The 20,454-nt window shown below is 73.5% G+C and carries 4 protein-coding genes; all 4 read right to left on the bottom strand.

Annotation, left to right across the window (positions count from 1 at the left end):
• Positions 1-288 precede the first annotated feature (288 nt).
• The gene (locus KUM39_RS11125) at positions 289-3,627 is read right to left on the bottom strand and encodes a right-handed parallel beta-helix repeat-containing protein (RefSeq protein WP_217785334.1); all 3,339 of its coding nucleotides are present in this window, start codon (positions 3,625-3,627) and stop codon (positions 289-291) included.
• Positions 3,628-3,697: 70 nt separating this feature from the next.
• Positions 3,698-19,657 carry a hypothetical protein gene (locus KUM39_RS11120; protein ID WP_217785333.1) on the bottom strand — a complete coding sequence of 5,320 codons (15,960 nt, stop codon included), beginning with the start codon at positions 19,655-19,657 and terminating at the stop codon, positions 3,698-3,700.
• 3 nt (positions 19,658-19,660) lie between these two features.
• Positions 19,661-20,005, bottom strand: coding sequence for a hypothetical protein (locus KUM39_RS11115; protein ID WP_217785332.1), 345 nt, complete (start codon positions 20,003-20,005; stop codon positions 19,661-19,663).
• A complete protein-coding gene (locus KUM39_RS11110) occupies positions 19,998-20,426 on the bottom strand; it encodes a YbaB/EbfC family nucleoid-associated protein (protein ID WP_217785331.1) in 429 nt (142 codons plus the stop codon). The genes KUM39_RS11115 and KUM39_RS11110 overlap by 8 nt, the downstream gene beginning before the upstream one ends.
• Between the last annotated feature and the right edge of the window lie 28 nt (positions 20,427-20,454).

The raw sequence follows: 20,454 nt of genomic DNA, 5'->3' as shown, positions 1-20,454 counted from the left end.
GGTCACACGGCGGAGCACGGTCCGGCCCCCAGGGTCCCTGCTTCCACGGCGCTGCTTTCTCACGGCGCGGGTTCCCGGCCCGTGAGCATCGCCCCCGGTCGGCGAACCCGCGTGCGAATGGATTCACCGGGCAACACGGGACCGGGAGGCCGCCGGGTTCACCACGGATCGGTGATCCCCGGGAGAGGGACGGCACGCGGGACGACGGAACCCGTGCCGTACGGCCCCCACCGCCTCGTACGGCTCGACGGGCACCGGTCCCCACGGCGCGACGGGCCCCGCTGCCCCTCAGCCCGTCGGCTGCCCGGCGTACGGGAGGTCCTGCGGGAGGAGCAGGGTGAGTGCCTCCAGGTCCGGGGTGGGTACGGAGCCGAGCCGCCCGGCCTGCCGGGTCATCATCGACTCCACCACCTGCCGGGCCAGTCGCGCGTTGCCGAACGACCGGGTGCGCGGCACGGCGTCCAGATGGGCGCGCAGCGCGTCCAGCGTCTCCGGGGCGCACTTGTACCCGGCGGTGGATGTCATCTCCCCCACGATCTCCAGGAGTTCGGTGGTGGTGTAGTCCTCGAACCGCACATGCCGGGAGAACCGCGAGGCGAGACCGGGGTTGGACTCCAGGAAGCGGGCCATCTCCGAGGTGTACCCGGCGACGATCACGACCGTCTCGTCCCGGTGGTCCTCCATCAGCTTCAGCAGCGTGTCCACGGCCTCCCGGCCGAAGTCCTGCGGCGCGTCCCGGGGCGTGAGGGTGTATGCCTCGTCGATGAACAGCACGCCGCCCAGGGCCTGTTCGAACGCCTCCGTGGTGAGCTGCGCGGTGTGCCCGATGTACCGGCCGACCAGATCGGCGCGGGCCACCTCCACGAGCTGGCCGCGCGGCAGCACCCCGAAGGAGCGCAGCAGGTCCGCGTAGAGGCGTGCCACGGTCGTCTTGCCGGTGCCGGGCGGGCCTGAGAACACCAGGTGGTGGCTGACCTTCGGGGTGGGCAGGCCCACCGCCTGCCGCTGCCGGGCGGTGGTCAGCAGATCCAGGATGCCACCGACCTCGCGCTTCACCGCGCCGAGACCGATCATGCCGCGCAGCCTGGCCAGCACGTCGGAGTCGCCGGGCGCGGCCGTCTCCCCGGACCGCACCTCGGCGGCCTCCTCCTCACCCACGTCCTCCGGGAGTATCCGCAGCAGATCGTCCTCCCCGACGTCCGGCATCGACGCCAGCCGGAACGACTGCCGGTCCACCATCTCCTCGAACACCCGGCGCGCCGCACGGCCGTTGCCGAACGTCGCGTCCCGCCGCATCCGCGTGAAGTGCAGATGCAGCGCCCGCAGCGCCAGCGGGTCCAGTACGTAGCGGTGCGCCGCGCACATGTTCTCGGTGATCGTGACGAGTTCCTCCACCGAGTAGTTGGTGAACTCGATGGTGCGGGTGAACCGGGACGCGAGACCGGGGTTGGCCGCGAGGAAACCCGTCATCTCCTTGGAGTAACCGGCGACGATCACCACCACCTCGTCCCGGTGGTCCTCGACCAGCTTCACCAGCGTGTCGATGGCCTCCTGCCCGAAGTCGGCGCCCGACCCCTTGCCGTCCGACAGCAGGGTGTACGCCTCGTCGATGAACAGCACGCCGCCCAGGGCCCGTTGGAACACCTCGGTGGTCTTGATGGCGGTGCCGCCGATCACCTGGGCGACCAGGTCCGAGCGGGACACCTCCACGATGTGGCCGGACGGCAGCAACCCCAGCTCGGCCAGAATGCCGCCGTACAGCCGGGCCACCGTCGTCTTGCCGGTGCCGGGCGGACCCGCGAAGACCAGGTGCCGACTCATCGGCGGTGCGGGAATGCCGAGTTGGGCCCGACGCTGCGCCAACCGGCCCAGGTTCACCAGAGTGTTCACCTGATGCTTCACCCCGGCCAGGCCGACCAGCGCGTCCAGCTCCGCGAACGGACCGTCGGGCGCAGGCGGTTCGGGTTCCCCGGAGGGTGTCCGTGCGTCCCCGGCCTCCACGCCCCCGCCCGCCGTCGTGGGCTCAGCGCCCGGCCACACGTCGGGGGCGTGGTTGTCGGCGCTGGCCAACTCGGTCACCGTCAGCCGCTCGCCGCGTCCGGTGGCCCGCAGTCCGGCACCCTTGCTGCCGCGTACGGTGCAGGACGCCACGGACACCTGCTCGGCGCTGTCCACGCGGATGCCGTCGCCGCCGTTGTCCACCACCTCGCAGCCGCCGAGCGAGGCCCGGCCGCCCCCGGCGACCCACACCCCGTGCCGACCGGAACCGGTGAACCGCACCCGGACCAGGGAGACTTCGCCGCCCTCCTCCACGGCGGCCCCGCACTCACCGGAGCCCGTCACCTCGCAGTCCCGCAGCGAACCCAGCCCGCGCGCGCCGACCGAGACACCCGAACGGGCCGCGCCACGCACCACACTGTTGCCGATGTGCGGATTGCCGTGCCCCTCGATCCGCACCCCGTGCGCCCCGGCCTCCTCGACCACGCAGTCCTCCAGGCGCCCGCGTCCGTCCTCCGCGACCAGCACACCCGCGCCCTTCGTACGGGACACCCGGACCCGGCGCAGCAGCGGATTGGCGCCCGAGCGCACGGAGATGCCGACGCCGCCGGTGTCCTCCACGGTCAGCCGGTCGAACTCGGCCGCCGACTCCTCGGTCAGCAGCACCCCGATGCCCTCGGTGTCGGCCACCCGCACCCCGGTCAGCACCGGCGCGCTGGACTCGGTGACGTGCACCCCGGCCCCTCCGGCCCCGGTGAAGACACAGTCGGTGTAGGTGCCGCGCGAGCGGGCGGTGACGGCCAGGCCCGCGCCCCTCGTGCGGGCGGTGGTGCAGCGCACCAGGCTCGGATCGCCGCCTCCGGCGACCACGATGCCGTGCCCCGAGGTGTCGCCGATCGTCACCTCCTCCAGCACCGTCCGGGCCGAGGTGGCGAGGTACGCGCCGATCGCGCCGCCGTGCACCGTGGTCCGGGCCACCGTGACGGAGGTGCCCGCCTCCAGCGCCAGCGCCGGTTTGTCGGTCGCGGAGATCTCGCAGTCCTCCACGGACCCCTGTGAACTCCCGTTGGCCAGAAGTCCGTTGCCCCGAGCGTCCCGTATGACGCAACCCCGTACGGTGGCCCGGCCCTGTTCGCTGATCACCAGCGCCGAGGTACCCAGGTGCTCCAGGACGCAGTCCTCCACGACACTGCCCGTGCTGCCCGTCTCCACCACTCCGGCGCCGATCGGGTTCGTCACCCGGCAGCGCCGCATCGCCAGCGAACCGGCGCCCCTGCTGAGCAGCGCCGTCCAGCCCGTACCGGTGATCTCGCAGCCGTCCAGGGCGACTTGGCCGCGCACCGCGTCCACCACGGGCAGGTCGCCCTCGCCGCCGCGCAAGTCCAGCTCGGTCAGCAGCACGGCGTCGGCCGCCAGCGTGACCGCCGTACCGCGTACCGGTTCGACGCGCACGCTGCCACGGGGGCCGTCGGCGACGATCGTCACCCGCGTCCGCACGGTGAGCGTCTCCGGGTACGACCCCGGACGGACACTGATCACCGCCCCGGAACGCGCCCGCGCGAGGGCGTCGCCGATCGTCCGGAACTCGCCCTCGCCGTCCTGGCCGACGGTCAGAAGCTGGCGTGCCACGGCCGACTCTCCTCACATCCTGGTACCGGGTGGTGCGGTGGTGCTGTGCTGACGTGGTGAACCATACGTGTCACCGCGCGACGGCAGGGGCGGCGGCCTCGCCTTCGCCGGGCCGCTCGACGATCTTCCCCGACTCGTCGTCCTTCACGAACGGTTCGGCCGTGTCCGCGCTGTCCAGGCCCATCAGGATGGCGGCGACACGGTCGGCCACGGAGCCGGTGCCCGGCCCCGGCGGCGCCGCCTCGGCCGAGGGTTCGGTGGTCACGGGCTCGGGCAGCGGGTCCGGCTGCGGCAGGGGCTTCGCCACCTGCTCCACGGTCGGCTCCGGTTCCGGTACGGCCGTCCGGAACAGCTCCGGGTGCTTCCCTGCGATGCCGTCGGCCGGGCTGCCGTCGTCCCCGAGCGGCAGCATGGCGACCAGGCCGCCCGGTACGTCCACGGTGAGCTGGCGGTCCGGCCGGTGCTCCGGGGTGAGGACCACCTTCACGTGGAACCGGAAGTAGCGGAACCTGCGGGTACCCTCTCGGTTGCTCTCCTCGGTCTCCGCCAGGCCGGTCGTGTTCTTCTCGGCGGTGCCGAACCCCCGGTCCACCGGCGCCCGGCCCAGCAGGGCGCCGTCCCCGCCGGACCCGCCGCCGCCCTCGGGCCCGCCGCCCGCGTACCAGCCGCTCGCCTGCTCGGACTGGCGCTCCTCGTCGGTGTCCTCCTGCCGGTAGCGCCGGGCCTTGTGCGTGACCTCGGACGCCGTCGGGGTGTGCGGCACCCCGTCCGACAGCTCGAACCCGACCGTGACCTTGCGCCCGCCGACCGTCAACTCATAGCTGTGGTCGAGCAGTTCGGCGATGCGGGGGCGCAGCATCGCGTGGCTCGCGCGGTGCTGGTAGGCGAGGCCCGCACGGGTGGTGAAGTCGGCGCCGGGGAGCTCCCAGGGCCGCCCCTCGTCCAGCCGCGGCTCCCGTACGGCGCGGAGCGCGGCGACCTTGGCCCAGCGCTGCACGGCGGACGCCGCCGACACCTCCCAGGGGTGCAGGTTCTGCCGCAGATCCTCGCTGACCGGGGTCCGGCGCACGGTGTCCCGCCATCGCGGGGTGTCGCCGTGATGCCGGGCGAAGACCGGTCCGGGAGCGGCGGGCGGTGTCTCGGGCGCGGGCATGGTCAGATGGCGGGGGACCAGGAGACGGATCTCGCCGTCGATCAGGTCCCGCGCTCCGTCGTCGTGCCAGACCCAGGGCCGCATCTCCTTCCAGAACGAGGCCAGTTCGTCCCGCCCGTCGAAGCGTGCGGCCACCGCTCCCATGCCCTCGCCGATCAACCTGCCCGGTGCACTGACCAGTTGGAAGATCTCCGGGAGCTCACGCGTCGTACCCAGTTCCACCCGGAACCGCACCCGGTGCTCGAACTCGTCCGTGCCGCCCTTGGTGTTGGCGCGGTAGATGGAGATGTCCTTCTCCACCGTCTCCACGCCCCGCGTCACCTTGCCGATCCAGCCGGCCGAGGCGTCCAGGCCCACGTGCCCCTGCTCGCCCGTGCCCTCGTCGTGCTGACCGCCCCGCCCGGTCGCCGTGATCCCGGCGCCCAGCACCCGCCGGGTCCTGGCCGCCTCCTTGTCCTGCCCGGTGGACTCGCCGCGCAGCGTGAGGTCCACGTCGTCGCGGACCCGGTGGGTGTGTGCCGGGTCCACCTGCTCGGCGGTCACATTGACGTACAGATAGCGGGTGCCGCCGCCGAACGTGGACACCGGCAGCCAGGTCCACAGGCCGCTGTCGAACAGCGCGCCGGTGCGCGCGGCCATCGCCTCCGGGCGGTACACGGCCCGCAGGGCGCGCGACACCGGGTCCGGGGAGTCCGTTGCCGCGCCGACGCGGGCGGGCAGCACGCCCTGCGCGCTCAGCCGCCGCCGTACGGCGTCCAGCACGTCCACGCTCAGCCGCTCGGCGTGCGCCGCCGTGAGCGGGATGCTCCCGGTGGCGTAGACGCGCCGGGGAGCCCCACCGGGCGTCTTCGCCTCGACCGGGCCGCCTTCGGTCCGCTCCTGGGCCGGGGCGTGGTCGGCCCCGGCGGTGATCTCCGCCGCTCGGCGGGACGCCGCGTCGGCGGGCAGCACGTCCTCCAGGCGCCGCTCGGGCACGAGGACGTCCAGGGCGCCGGTCGCGCGCAGGTGCGTCGTCGTCTCCTGGACCACCCCGCCCTTCTCGCGGGTCAGGGTGACGGTGAACACGGGATCGGCGCGGTACGGCAGCGGCTTGCCGCCGTAGGTGGCGCGGGTGATCTCGATGGCGCCGTCGTCGTGCGCGGCGGACCTCTCCCGCTCGTGCTCCGCCGAACCGTGCAGCAGCACCGCGAACCGCCCACCGGGCACGACGTGTTGCTCCGTGTGGGCGGCGGTGGCGTGCACCGTGTGCTCGACCTGCGGACCCTCGCCGCCCTCGCCCGGCGTGCCGGGGCCCTCGCCGTGCGGGGCGCTGATCTCCGCGTCACCGCCCTGGTCGGAGCCGAACCGCACCTGCGGCCCGACCATCGCCAGCACGCCGACCGCCCCGGTCACCGCCCGGTCCACGGTGTGCCGGCCGACCGACTGCGAGTACTGCTCGATCTCCACCTTCCGCGGATCGCCCGGCAGCGGACGCGGATCGTGCGCCGCCATGCGCAGCGTCATCGTCGTCCGCCACCCGTCGTGCCCGGGCAGCGCCACGTCCCGGCCCCACCCGTCCGCCATGTGCCCGAAATACGCCGCCAGTTGCTCCGGCCGGGTGGCATCCAGGATCTCCTTCGGCACCTGCGCGAAGTCCTCCGCCCGGTCCTCCGGCAGACCGTGCAGCCGGGCATGGGCCCGCGCGGCGGCCGTCGCCAGCTCCGGGATCGCATGGAACGCCGGATACAGCCCCGCCGTGCCCCCGCTCAGATCCATCCGCCGCCCCACCGGCAATCGTTCCGGATACGACACCTGGCCCGCGTCCCTGATCTCCCCTTCGGCGGGCGGGTGCTGGGGCGTGTGCTCCTCGGGTACGGCGACCTGCGCGACGAGTTCGCCGTCCCGGTGCACGTACCACCGCTCGGCTGCACCCCCGCCGTCCAGCGGCCTCAGCGTCAACTCGTAGACGATGTTGTAGACATGCTCGTCCACGTCGTTCACCGTCTCGGTACGGCGGTACGACTTGGCGGTGCCGGTGAACGTCTCGCCGCTGCCCCGGCCGTACTTGGCGAACAGCCGGAAACCGCCGAGCTGGAACCGCACCAGGCTGCCCAGGCTCAGCCGCACCCCGGCGCCCGCGCCGAGCGTCACCGACCACTTGGTGTCCCGTCCCCCCGCGACCGCCTCGCCCACCGCGGCCCGTGAGTTGACCTTCATCCGGTGCCGACGGTGCTCCAGATGCCCGGTGAGATGACCGCGCACCCCCAGCTCGTAGCGGCGCCCGCCGTGCACGACCTCCTGCTTCACCCCGGCCAGCACCGCGCCGAGGTCGCCCTCCAGAGCCGGACGCCCGAAGTGCGTGGCGAGCCGACTGTCCGCCGTGGACCTGCCGCGCGCCGGATCGTACCGGCCGGTCAGCCGGTCCAGCGCACCCGAGAACCGACCGGACCGGGGACCGGCCAACTGCCCCAGCCGCGCCCGGAAATGGTCCTCGACCAGCTCGGCACCGGGCAGCGCGGCGGCCACCGCGAAACCGACACCCCTGCGCGCGGCCAGCCACACCGGCTCCTTCGGGTGCGCCCGCGCCGGGTCGGGCGGTGTGTCCAGCACCGCCGGGCGGTCCGTCACCCGCTCCGGTGCCACGTCGGCCGCCGCCAGCAGCGCCCTGACGTGCGGCTGCGCGTCTACCGGGGCAGGCCAGGCGCGCGGACCGTCCGGGTCGGCCGGGGCACCGGGGCGCTTCGGCGGCAGGGGGGTGCCCGTGACCAGCCCGGCGGCGGCGTCGCGCACGTACGCCGACGACACGTGTCCGAGCGTGCGGCGCTCGAAGTCGGCGGCGCCCCGGCCCTGTTGCCAGGGCACACCCAGATCGGCCCGCACGGTTGACTCCACCGTGCGCAGCCCCGGATGGGTGCGCGAGTTCCAGTCCACCGAGATCCGCAGGCCCGCACGGTAACGGGCTTGATCCTCGGTGGTGTTGAGGATGACATGGCCGAGCGCCTGCGAGGTCAGCCGGTGGTTCCAGCCACGGGTGAAGCCCGCCGTGCCGCCGAGCAGCGGCGCCAGCCCCTTCGCCTCCGGGTCCGTGTGCGCCGCCGGGTCCACGAGGCCGGTCAGGTTCAGCCCCGCCGTGAACGACATCGCGCTGTCGCCGCCCCGCCCGGAGATCGTGGCGAGGCCGCCGCCCATGTCCTCGCGGGTGGAGACGCCCGTGGCGACCTCCAGGAACTGCAGGCTCTCCACCGCGATCCGCACCCGCGGATGCCCCCGGAACGCCCGGAAACCGGGCAGTCCGCTCCCGGTGCGGATCTTGGTGCCGGGGTCACCGCTCGTCAGCCACCAGCGCGAACGGTTGCGCGCCGTACGCTCGTTGAGCATCGCCTGCGCCTGGCCGACGATCTCCCGGACCGTGCCAGGGTCCACCCCGAGCCGCCCGCGCAGATCACGCTGGAGATCCGCGAGGGCCGGGGTCAGGTCGATGGCGTTGAGCACCTCACCGCCCCGTCTCGGACGCTGCCGGTCCGCGAGCCGGTGCACCTGACGCGCCTCGGGCCCGCCCGCCGCCGGACGCGGCTCACCGGCACCGGAGAACTCCTTCGGGAACTTCAGCCCAAGACCCCGGTCCAGCACCGGCGCCGACTCCCCCTTCTCCGGGGTCTGTTCGCGGCCGTCCACGAACACCTTCATCCGCAGCCCCGCCGTGAACGCGTGCGTGTCGCTCACGAACAGCTTCCGGCCGCTGATCACGTTCCGGTGGTCGCCGGTGGTCTCCGCCGTGCCGGTGTCGCCCTTGATCTGCGGCACGCCCAGCACGGCCGCCGAAGCCGCCGACGAGGCCACGTTGAACGCCGTGAACAGCATCGTGTCGGCCGTGTACGAGGACGTACGGGTGCGCAGGTGCTCCGACGCCGTGGAGTTGAAGGACACGTTGTAGCGGCGCACGGCCTCCGCCGGGCCCGGCGGCAGCGGGGCGGCGCTCTCACCGTCCACCACCGGACGGAGCCAGACCAGTCGGCCGTCAGCCTCGAACATCCGCCCTCGGAGCAGGAGTTGAGTCCACGCCTCCTGCGGCCGGTCCGCGCCGTCCGGACGGGCGCCGCGCTCCAGCAGCAGGTCACGGATGCCGGTGCGGATCGCGTCCACCGTGCTCCGCGACACGTCCGCGTCGAAGGACAGCGCCCGCACGGCCTCGTCGGCGGCCCGGTGGGCTCGGGCCACCGTCCAGCGGGGGACACCGGTGACCTCGGCCTCACCGAGCATGCCGTGCGAGACGTACCAGGGGGCGCGGTGGGGTGGCTCCGGGGTCGGGGCCGGGGCCGGGGCCGGATTCGGGGTCGGCGTCGAGGTCGGGTGCGCGGGGGTGGTGGTGTGCGTGGCGTCCATGTGGTCGGCAGCCATGTGGCCACGGCCCACATGGTCGTCGGCCAGGTGATCACCGCCCACGCGCTCGGCCGCCTCCGGCGGGCCCGCCAGCGCCGTCCGGTACTGGGGGAGCAGCGCTTCGGGGTTGGCGATGCCCCAGCGGCCGAGACCGGTGGTGGTCTCGCGGAGCTGGTTGACGGCGGTCACGAGGCCGGGTGCGTCTCCGCCGTGGGCGGCGGGGTCGTACGCCGCCGAGACCGCCGCGTGGTGCTCGTACGCGGCCACGTAGTCCATCCAGGCGACGGCGCGGCTCTGCGGGAGCGGATCGGCCAGTTCGGCGGCGGTCGGGACGTGCTTGCCCTTGCCGAGGTCGGGGGTGAAGCGTGCGGCCCCGTCGAGCCGGGCGGCGAAGTCGCCCGGCAGGAACGGTTCGGGACGCAGGGTGTCCGGGCCGGGCGGTCCGGACGGGCCCAGCTCGCGCGCCCACGCGTCCAGCAGGGAGCGCAGCCCCCGGTAGTTCTCCCGGGAGCCTCGAACGGTGCCGTGCGGGTCCAGGACCAGCGAGCCCGACGGGGGCAGTTCCTCGGGTGCCTCCACGGAACGGCCGCTGTCGGCGTCGAACCAGTGGAGCGTGCCCTCGTGGTTGACCGCGTGCAGTACGGAACCGGTCGGCCCGTGGTCGTCCACCTCCGCCACCAGCGCGCCGGTGCCGTGCCCGCCGACCAGGAGAGCGCCCTGTACCCGGCGCAGCGTCTCCGGACCCGGCGCCGCGTTGTTCAGCACCGCCAGCTGGAACCCGATGTGCTCGGCGGCCGTGGCCTGATGTGCCGTCTCCGGGGGCTGGGTGGCACCGGCGCCGCTGGTGGAGGCGGTGCGCGCGTGGGTGATGTGAGGTGCCGTGTCCGCCGGGACTGTGGTGACGGCGGGGGGTGCGGTGATGGCTGTGGTCGTTGTGCCGATCGGGGGAGCGGGTACGACCTCGGCCTCCGGTGCCTGAGGTTCCAGAGGCGCAGGCGGTGTCGGTCCTGCTTCCGGTGCCAGAGGCGCCCGGGCGTCAGGTACCGCAGTGCCCGGCACCGCCACCGCGCCCGTCGTCCGCGCGGTCTTCACCAGCTGGGCGGCGACCGGCACCCCCAGCCGCTCCCCGAACCGCTGAGCCACGTTCCCCAGCCAGCGCCGTGCGGTCTCCTCGGTGAGGTCGGGACGGACCTTCCCGCTCATGTAGCGGCCCGATCTGTCGTTCACCGTCCAGGAGCCGAGCTCCTCGCTCCACCGGAACTCGCCCGCGACTCGCGCCTCGCCCGGTGAGGTCAGGTTCCGTTCGTCGAAGCGCACGGCGAGCCCGGTGTGCCCGATCCCGTCGAGCAGCGAGGTCAGCCCCTCGGCGGTGAGACCGGGGTCGGTGCGCCGTATGCCCTGGAGCAGGGTGTCGAACTCGTCCGGGCGCATGATGCCGGTGACCTTCTCGCTGCCGAGCACGATGTCGCCCTGCTCGTCCACGACGTACAGCCAGACCGCGTCCCGGTTCTCGGTCAGCCTGGCCGGGTCCAGCTCGTCCATCCGCACCCGCAGCGGGTTGGGGCGGACGGTGCCGTCCATCCCGTACAGCTCCTCGTCCTTGACGCGTTTCGGCGCGACGGATTCGCCGAACTCGTGGTCGAGCCGCATCCGTTGCTGGAGACGGTCGAAGTCCGCGAGCGCGCCCTCCGGGGCGAGGTCGGGCGCCGGAACGGTTCGGGCGGGCGGCGCCGAGGGGTCGGCGGCGAACAGCTCCGGGTGCTTGGTCAGGAGGTCGCCTTCGAGGGCGGTCCCGTCGGCGGTCAGCGGGAACATCGCGCGCAGCCCGTCGGGCACGTCCACGCGGAACCGGTGGCCCGGCGCCCGGTCCGGAGCGACGACGACCGTGACGTCGAAGTCGAAGTACCGGAAGAAGCGGGTGCCTTCCTTGTTGCGCTCGTCGGTCTCACCGAGCGCGGACACCTCCTTGTCGGAGACCTGCCCGGTCCGCTCGTACGGGAGGCGGCCCAGGTAGGCCGTGTCGTCGTGGGGACGGGCGCCGCCGCCGTCGGGTCCGGCGCCGGCCGCCCAGCCGCGCGTGTGCTCGGCGTGCGCCTCCTGCTCGGTGTCCGCCTGCCGGTAGCGGCGCGCCTTGTGCCGTACGTCCTGGGTCACGGCGCGGCCGTTGCTCAGCTCGATGCCGACCTTGACCGTGCGGCCGCCCACCTTCACCTCGTACGTGTGACTCAGCAACTCCTCGATGTGCGGGCGGAGTACGGCCTGACTGGTGCGTCGCGCGTACGCCAGGCCGTGCGGGTTGGTGAAGTCCACACCGGGGACGCGCCACGGCTCGGGCCCCTCGGGCGGGGTCTGCCGGGCCGCCCTGTACGCGGCGAACTTCGCCCACCGGTGGATCGCGGAGGCCGCCGACAGGTCCCACGGGTGCAGGTTCTCCAGCAGCTCCGGGCCCGCCGGATGCGCGGGCGTGTCCGGACGCGGTTCCCAGCGTGCGTTGGTGCCGTGCCTGCGGGTGAAGTACGGCTTCGGGGAAAGGTGTTGGCCGACAGGTGCGGTGGCCTCGCTCGGACTCGCCGCCGCACCCGCACCCGCACCCACGCCCGTCTCCGCCTCCGCACCCACGCCCGTCTCCGCACCCGCACCCGATGAATTCGCGGGGAGCGGCACGGTCGCCGCGTCATCGGTGGACTCCGCGCGCTCCGGCCCGGCCGTCGGTGTCGTCAGGAACCGCGGGACGATGACCCGGATGCTGCCCTCGACGTCCCGGCTCGCCCCGTCCGTGTCGGTGCCCGTGCCGTCGTCGTGCCAGATCCAGGGGCGGTGCGCGTCCCACAGGGTGTCCAGCGCCTCCTTGCGGCCGAACACGTCGGCGAGCGCACCGGCGCCCGCGTACAGGCCGTTTCCGGGCAGTCCGACGAGTTTGAGGATCTCCGGCATCTCCCGGACCGTCCCCATCTCGACGCGGAACGTCAGGTCGTGCTCGAACTCCTCCGACGGACCCTTGGTGTTGGCGCGGTAGATGCCGAGATCCTTGACGACCGTCTCCACCTGCCGGGTGACCCGGTCCGACCAGTAGGCCCCGGCGTCCCCGCCCGCGTGTCCCTGGGAGTTGGTGGTTCCGTCGTGCGTGCCGCCCCGCCCGGCCGCGAAGGCACCGGCGCCGACCGAACGGGTCGTGCGGACCGCCGACTTGGTGTCCCCGGTGCTCTCGCCGCGCAGGGTGAGGTCCACGTCCGTACGGGTGCGGTGGGCGGTCGGCGCGGACAGGTGCTCGGCGGTGACATTGACGTACAGGTACTGCGTGGAGCCGCCGAAGCCGCGCAGGGGTATCCAGGTCCACAGTCCGGTGTCGAACAGGGCGCCGGTCTGCGTCTTCATCGCCTCGGGGCGGTAGACGGCGCGCAGGGCGCGGGTCACCCGGTCGGGGGCGTCGATGGTGTTGCCGTCGTGGTCGTGCCGGGTGCGCAGCACGCCCCGGTCGCGGAGCCGACGCTCGATCTGCTCCAACACCTTCTCGCTGCCGAGGCGTTCGGTGTGCGCGGCGGTCAGCGGGAGCTGGTCGCCGTGGTAGGTCCGTTCCACGGGGGCGGCGGGGGCGGGGGTGGCGGGCCGCTCAGCCGGGGGCGCGGAACCGGGTGCGGGCGCGGACTGTGCCGATGGTGCGGACCGGGCCGCTGCCCCGGACTCCGTCGTCCGGGAGTCCGGACGCGGGCTCATCAGGTCCGTGACCCGGCGTTCCGGGGCGAGCAGTTCCAGCGCGCCGTCGGCCCGCAGCCGTACCGCCTCCTGGACGGCCACGCCGCCCTTCTGCCGGGTCAGGGTCAGCTCGAACACGGCGTCCGAGCGGAACCGGACCGGTTTGCCGCCGTAGGTGGCACGAGTGATCTCGATGCCGCCGGAGGCCGCCTCGGCGGAGACGGTGCGGTCCTGGCCGTAGCTGGTGTGTGCCATGAGCATCAGCCGGCCGCCGGGCGCCGAGCCGTGTCCGCCGCCGTGCCCGCCCGTGGGTCGGCCGCCGTGCGCGGCCGGGTCGTCGTCGCCGTCGTCCGGGGCGGCGGAGGAGTGCCCGCCGGTGTCGTCCGCGTGGGCCGAGTCCACCGTCGCCGGGCGAGTCACCTCGGCGTCCGATTCCCCCTGCGGGTCGGCCAGTTCGACATCGCCGCCCTGGTCGGAGCCGAAGCGCAGGGTGAACCCGGCCGCCGCCTGCGCCTGCGCGCCGTACGTGGTGCTGCTGTCCTCGGAGTGCTTGCCGATGGCCTGCGAGTACTGCTCGATCTCCGTCTCACCCGGCGCGTCCTTCACCCGCTTCGGGTCCAGCGCGGCCAGTTTGAGCGTGAGGATGTTCTTCCAGCCGCTCACCTCGGGCAGTTCGACGTGCTCGCCCCAGGAGTCCGTCAACTGGCCGAAGAAAGCTGCCAGATGCTCGGGGCGGGTGGCGTTGACGATCTCCTTGGGGAGTCTGGCGAAGTCGTCCGCGCTCGTCTCGTCCAGCCCGTTCAGCCGGAAGTACAACCTGGCCGCACCACGTGCCAGTCCGGGCATCGCGTGGAACGCCGGATACAGCCCGGACGCCCCTGCGGCGAAGTTGAGGTACCGGCCCTCGGGCGGCGCCGCGACCTCGGTCGTCCGGCCCGCGCCGTCCGCCTGCGCGGGGGTCACCGGGGCCACCGGGACGTGCTCGTGCGGGATGACGACCTGCGCGACCAGCTCGTCCGGCCGCGCCACCCACCAGCGCTCGATCCGGTCCTCCCGCGTCTCCCCGACGGGCCGCAGCGTCAGCTCGTACGTGATGTTGTAGACGTGCTCGTCCACCTGGTTGACGTTCTCCATCCGGCGGTACGACTTGGCCGTACCCGTGAAGCCCTCGCCGTGGCCGCGGCCGAAGGAGAACTGGCCGCGCAGGCCACCGAGCTGGAACCGGAACAGCTTGCCCGCGCTGATCCGCAGGCCCGCGCCGAGGCCGAGCGACACCGACCAGCGGGTGTCACGCTGGGCCGCCACCGACTCACCGACGGCCGCACGGTTGTTGACCTTCATCGCGTGCGCGCGATGGTCGATGTGCTCCCGCAGATGACCACGTACGCCCAGCTCGAACCGCCGCCCGCCGTAGGTGACTTCCTCCTTGAAGCCGGACAGCAGACCGCTCAGGTCGCCCTCCAGCGCGGGCCGCCCGAAGTTCCCGGCGAGCCTGCGGTCCGCCGAGGAGCGCCCCTTGCCGGGGCCGCGCCCGGTGATCCGGTCCTGGACGCCGCCCCAGCCGCCGGACCGCCGCCGGGTCAACTCCTCCAGCCGGGTGCGGAACTGGGCCTCCACCAGCTCCGAGCCGGGCAGAGCGGCCGCGACCGCGAAGCCGGTGCCCTTGCGGGACGCCAGCGCCGCCGACTCCCGTGGATGCGGCAGACCCGGCGGGCGCCGGTCCAGACCGGCCGGGGCGTGATCGCTCACCGTCGTGCCGTCGGACCGCAGCCCGGCGGTGTCCAGCAGGGCCCGCACGAACGGCTGCGCCATCACGGGCGTCGGCCACACCGCCGGGCCCGCGTCCTCGGCCGCCGAGGACGACCCGGCCGATTCCACCGCCGGACCGCCCGAATCCGCCGCCGTCCCAGCCGGATCGGCCGCCGGTCCGCCCGTCGGCCGGGGCCCGTTCCGCAGATACGGTGTCTCCACGTCACCGAGCACCCGGCGCTCGAAGTCCCGCGCGCCCTCGCCGTCCCGCCACGGCACCCCGAGGTCGGCCGGTACGTACAGCCGCTGCACCCCGAGTCCCTTGTGCGTGCGCGAACTCCAGTCCACGTCCAGCCGCAGCACCGCACGGTAACGGGCCTGAGCCTCGGCAGAGTTGAGGATGACATGGCCCAGCGCCTGCGAGGTGACGTTCGCCCCCCAGTCCCGCTTCAGCCCGAACGTGCCGCCCGCCAGCGGTGCGAGGCCCTTGACCTCCACCGGGCCGAGCCGTCCGTCCAGGGCCGGGGCGACCAGGCCGGTGGTGTTGTAGCCGCCGGTGACCGCGCCCGCGCTGTCGCCGCCCGCCCCGGAGATCACGGACAGGCCGCCGCCGAGGTCCTCGCGCACCTTGACGCCCTTGCCGTCCGCGCCCTTGGCGACATGCAGGAACTGCACCCCGGCGATGGACATGGTGATCCGGGGATGCCCACGGAAACCGCCCCAGCCGCGTCCCACCCGGATCTTGGTACCGGGGTCGCCGCTCGTCAGCCACCAACGTGAACGGTTGCGCGCCGTACGCTCGTTGAGCATCGTCTGCGCCTGCCGCACGATCTCGGCGGTGTCCGCCGCCGACAGCCCCTGGTCCCGGAGCCGGTGGCTCAGATCGGCCACCGCGCGCGTCAGATCGATCGCGTTCAGCACCTCGCCGCCGCGCCGCACCCCCTGCGTACCGGGCCGCTCCCGCCCGGCGGGACCGCCGTCGGCACGCACACCCTCCCGCACCGCGGGCCGGGGCTCGTCCGCACCCGAGTAGTCCGCCGGGAACTTCACCGACAGCGCACGGTCCACGGTGGGCAGCGGGCGGGGCGCGACATCGGTCTCCGGCCGGGTCGCCGGTACGGGGTCGGGGGCGCGCGGTGTCAGTTCGCGGCCGTCCACGAACACGCGCATCCGCAGGCCGCCGGTGAACTCGTGGGTGTCGGAGACGAACAGCTTGCGGCCGTTGATGATGTTGCGCCGGGTGCCGAAAAGCTTCGTCCCCGCCGCTTCAGTCTTGAAGAACGGCACGCCGGTGATGGCGGCCGACGCGGCGGCGGAGGCCAGGTTGAACGCGAAGTAGAAGACGCTCTCCAGCGCGCTCCCCGACGACTTCGCCTTCACCTGTTCGGTCGCGGTGCTGTTGAACGACACGTTGTACTTGCGCACCGCGTTCGCCACCGGCGACGGCGGCTTGTACGCGGGTTCCGCCAACTCCGGCTTCACCCAGACCAGATGATCTCCGGAGGTGAACATCGAGCCGCGCAGCAGCAGCCCCGTCCACTGCTCGTTCACCTCGTCGGCGTGCTGCTCTGCCTGCCGCCCGGTGTGTTCGCCCGCGGCTCCCTCGTGTCCGGTACGGAGCAGATCCGCGATCCGTGTCTCCAGCGCCGTACGGACGGTGCCCGGCAGATGGGCGGTGTCGAACGCGCCGACCACCTTTCGCGCCGCGTCCTGCGCGGCACCGGCGTCCCAGTGCGGTACGTCGGTCACCTCGGCCTCGCCCAGCATGCCCTCCCGGACATACCAGGGCGCACGGGGTTCGGGGGCGGGCGGCTCGTCGGCAGGTGTCGTCTCCGCAGGGGGAGTCGGCGCCCGGCCCTCCTCGGGCACGTCGAAACGGACCCTCGGCGCGGGCGTCTCGCGTGTCTCGGGCGTCTCGGGCGTCTCGTACGGCTCCTCGGGCGCCGTGACGGCGTCGCCGGTGTCGGCGGAGTCGGTGCTGTGCTCGGAGCCGGTGTCGTTCTCCGAGACGGAGACCGTGTCGTCCTCGGAGATGGTGCGGTGCTCCGAGGCCGTGGTGTAGACCGACTCCGTGTCGGACGAGTTCGTCGTGTCGATCGACTTGAAGTCCTCCTCGCCCAAGGCGAGTTCGTGGACCTGTCGTGGATCGGCGGGCGGCGGTGCGCCTCCGCTCTCGGTGGCCGATGGCACGGCCGGGGCGACGGTGCTCTCCTCGCCGTCCTGCTCCGTACGGGTTCGGCGAGCCGAACTGTCGGCGCTCCGCGTGCTGTTGGGCGTGTTACCGGATGAGGGCAGACCAGTGGTGCTGTCCCCTGCCGTGCGGGGTTCGGGTGCCGTCTGCTCGGTGAGAATCGGGGTGGGCCGCAACGGCGTTTCCGTGGGCGGGTGTTCGTCTCCGCCGACGGTCCGCACGGGCGGTGGGAACGCGTCGTCGCCCGAGGTGGTCTCGGTGGGCGTGGCGGATCGTCCGTCCGTACGGGACGCTTCGGCACCGGACCCGGACTGCTGTGCGGGCCGCCCGACCGTGCGGACATCGCCCCCGCCCTGCTGTCCCGAGGGCTGCGGCGGCCGCGGGGCGAGCGGCGGCGGCACCTCGGACTCGGTGCGCAGCGAACGGTCCTGCCGCCCGATGCCGTTCCCGCCGCCCCGCGACGTGACGGACGGCCCGCCGGACGATCCCTCGCCGACCCCGTTCGCGTGCGCGGCGCTGTCGAGCCCGGTGCCCAGGGCGTCCCGGCTGCCGCCCAGCAGCAGTGGATCGTCGCCGTTCCCGGCGATGCGGCCCGCGATCCGGAACGCCTGGTGTTTCAGCGGTTCGGCCAGCCGGTGCGGCGGCAGTTCCTCGTGGTGGGCGCGGACGGTGTCGGCATCGACACGCAGGTCCGGGCGGCCGAGCCGGGTCAGCTCGGCGTTCACGTCGCGCACCAGCTCGGAGTGGCGTCCGGGGTCCAACGGTGGGGGACCGGCCGCACGGCCGCCGCCCGGCTGACCGGACTGCGGAGCCCGTACACCCGTACCCGCGCCCGCACCCGCTCCCGTTCCCCGGCCGCCCTCGGCTCCCGTTCCCCGGCCCGCGTCCGCGCCCAGGCGCACGTCCGCACCCGTGGTCCGCACAGGAGGCACCGGCGGCACAGGTGCGTCAGGCCCCTGCGCGTCCGCCGTGTGCGTGCCCGGTGCCGTCGCCTCGAACGGCGGGACGTGAAGGTCGCCCGGCGGGGGAACGGTCACCCTGAGATCGCCGACGGTGGTGATCCCCGTACCGTCGATGTGCGCGGACGTGCTGCCCGAACCGGAGCCGCTGCCGGGGCCGTCGATGCCGTCACCGCTCACGGTCCTGACCGGTACCCGCGTGTCCGGGGCCCCGCCCGAGGGCTGGAGATCCGTGACGTTGACGTGCGGTGCCCCGCCCGAGCCGGACGGCCCCGCCGCATCCGCCACGCCGGCCGTACTCGCCGCTCCCGACACCAGATCCTTGAGGGTGAACGCGGCCGACTTCAGCCCCGACCCCAGCGCGTGGGCGTTGATGTGCAGGACGTGACCCGCCACGTGCGAACCGGCGCCCGCGAGGCCGGTCTCCCAGGTGGTGGTGAACGTGCCGGTGGTGAACTGGTTGTAGAGGCCCTCGGCGAGGTTCTGCTGGCCCGCGGTGACCGTGGCCATCGAGCCGTGGAAGGCGGCCTTCCGCCCCCAGTCGCCGGTCAGGGTGTCGGCGACCCCGGTGGACAGGGCGCGCCGCAACCCGCCGAGCTCCTTCGGCAGCGAGGACAGCGCGCCGTCCAGGTTCCTCGCCAGGTCTTTGCGGCCCAGCCCGGCCACGAAGGTGTCGGCCCAGTTCTCCCCGAGCGTCCGGGCGGCACCGGAGCCGATACCGTGCAGGTCACGGGCGAACAGGTCCCCGATGGCCGTGCGGAACGCACCCCGGGCCGCGTCCGTGATCCCGCTGAACGCGCTGTCGTCCACCAACCTGCCGGTGAGCGCCGCGAAGTCACGCGTGAAGCCGGTCCCGAGACCGAAACCCCGCCCCGCCCCGGCGCCCGCGTCCAACTCTCTGCCGCGCCCCGCGCCCAGTCCTGCCCCGGCACCGGGGCCGAACTCCGAGTCCAGTCCCCGGCCCGCCCCCGAGCGGAGGCCCGCACCGGCACCGGTATCCCCGCCGACCCCCTCGTGGGCCGCCGTGTTCGCCAGGTCGCGGCGGCCGGGGCCCGAAGGGCCGTCGCCGGGGCCGAGAGCGCGGGGGCCGCGTGGCGGAGGACCCGAGGGGTCGCCGTCGCGGCCCGCGCCGCGCCCGCCCGCGCCCGCGAGGTCGTCCGAAAGGCCTCGGGCGGGCGGGGGTTTCAGATGCTTGGCGAGGTTGGAGAGGAGATCCCTGCCGGTGTTGCGGCCGATGCCGCTGCCGATCCCCCTGCCGAGCAACCCGCCGAGGTACGGGACGAACGGCGACAGCGCGCCCTGCACCGCGCCGAAGCCGACGGCCTGCTTGAGGAAGTCCGAGCCGTGCGAGGTGGTCTTGCCGTCGTCCGCGAGGGACCAGCGCACCAGCAGGTCCATCGCCGCGCCGAGGCCGATGTTGAGCGTCATGTGCTCGGCCACGCTCAGGGCGACCCGGAGCATGACACTGCGCAGGATCGCCCGGTAGAGGGCGCGCAGGAACGACTGCTCGATGATCGCCTGGAGCGGGTTGAAGATGGCCAGGATGAGCGTGATCGCCCACTCGATCACGAACTGGACGACCTGCGCGATGATCATCCGGTTCATGTAATCGACCTGGTAGGCCGTCTCGTGGCCGAAGTCCGCCATCGCGGCGGCGGTCTCCTTGAGCCGCTGGATGGCGTCCGCGCCGTCGCCCGAGGTGAACGTCCTCATCGCCGCGACGTAGTCGTCGCTCCATTTGCCGTTCACGGAGCCGCCGACCGACGTGCCCACCTTGGCGAGCAGGTTCTGGAGCTCGCCCAGGTCCTTCACCACGTCGGCGTTCGGCTGCTCCACGGAGACCCGGATGCGGGCCGCCGAGGCGGGCGGCACATGCATGCCGGTCAGTGCGACGACGATCCCATCGACGAACGGGTCAACGGCCACGGGTCACCGCCGGCCTCCCCCGTCGCGGTGCAGCGCGTCGAGGGCGTCGGACTGGGCGCCGTGGAACTGGGCGCCGGAGGTGATCGTGTGGGCCGCGGCCGACTTGATCGCCTTCGCCAACTCCTCCAGCGCGTCCCGGAGATCGGCATGCGGCTGGACGTACTTCTCGGCGAACGCCACGGCGATGTCGCCGTGGTCGCCCCACGGCGGGTTGTCGTTGGGGTCGTAGGCGGTACGCGCGGTCCAGTTCCGGGCGAGCTGTACGGCGAAGTCGCCGACCTGGTCGGTGGCGCCGCCGCCCTGGACGACCTCGCCGGGCAGTGCGGCGAACACGTTGCCGTCAGCCACGTCCGTTTCCCTTCTCCGGGGCGAACGGGCCGCCGGGGGCCCGCAGCGAGTCCAGCAGCCGGTCCAGGCCGAGCCCCTCCAGTCGGTCCTCGGCCGGTCTGCCCGAACTGCCGCGCACCAGGCCCACCGACTCGTCGAACCCGGCGCGCACCCGCACGCCCAGTTCCTCACGGGCCGCGCGCAGCACCTCCAGCACCGAGGCCGCCAACTCCTGCCCGGACATGGCCTTGTGGCGGTTGTCCAGGAACCGCAGCGCCTTCGGTGAGCCGTCCGCTCCGAGCGTCACCTCCACCGCCCGGTCCCGCGAACGCGCGGTGACCTCCACGGCCGCGATCCGCTCCCTGGCCTTGACCAGTTGCTGCCGCTGCGTCTCGAACTCGGCCATCGCCTGGTCGAGTTGGCTGCGCAGTTCGTCGCTCATGGTTCTCCTCCGGCAGGTGGTGCTGTGC

Origin of the sequence: Streptomyces corallincola, from assembly GCF_019104725.1 — a bacterium.
Classification (GTDB): domain Bacteria; phylum Actinomycetota; class Actinomycetes; order Streptomycetales; family Streptomycetaceae; genus Streptomyces; species Streptomyces corallincola.
Note: the sequence above shows the minus strand (reverse complement) of the source record. Positions and strands in the feature narration are given on the sequence as shown.

Excerpts from the sequence above, each read along its gene's own strand:
- KUM39_RS11110 (WP_217785331.1), bottom strand. The coding sequence starts at position 20,426 with ATGAGCGACGAACTGCGCAGCCAACTCGACCAGGCGATGGCCGAGTTC.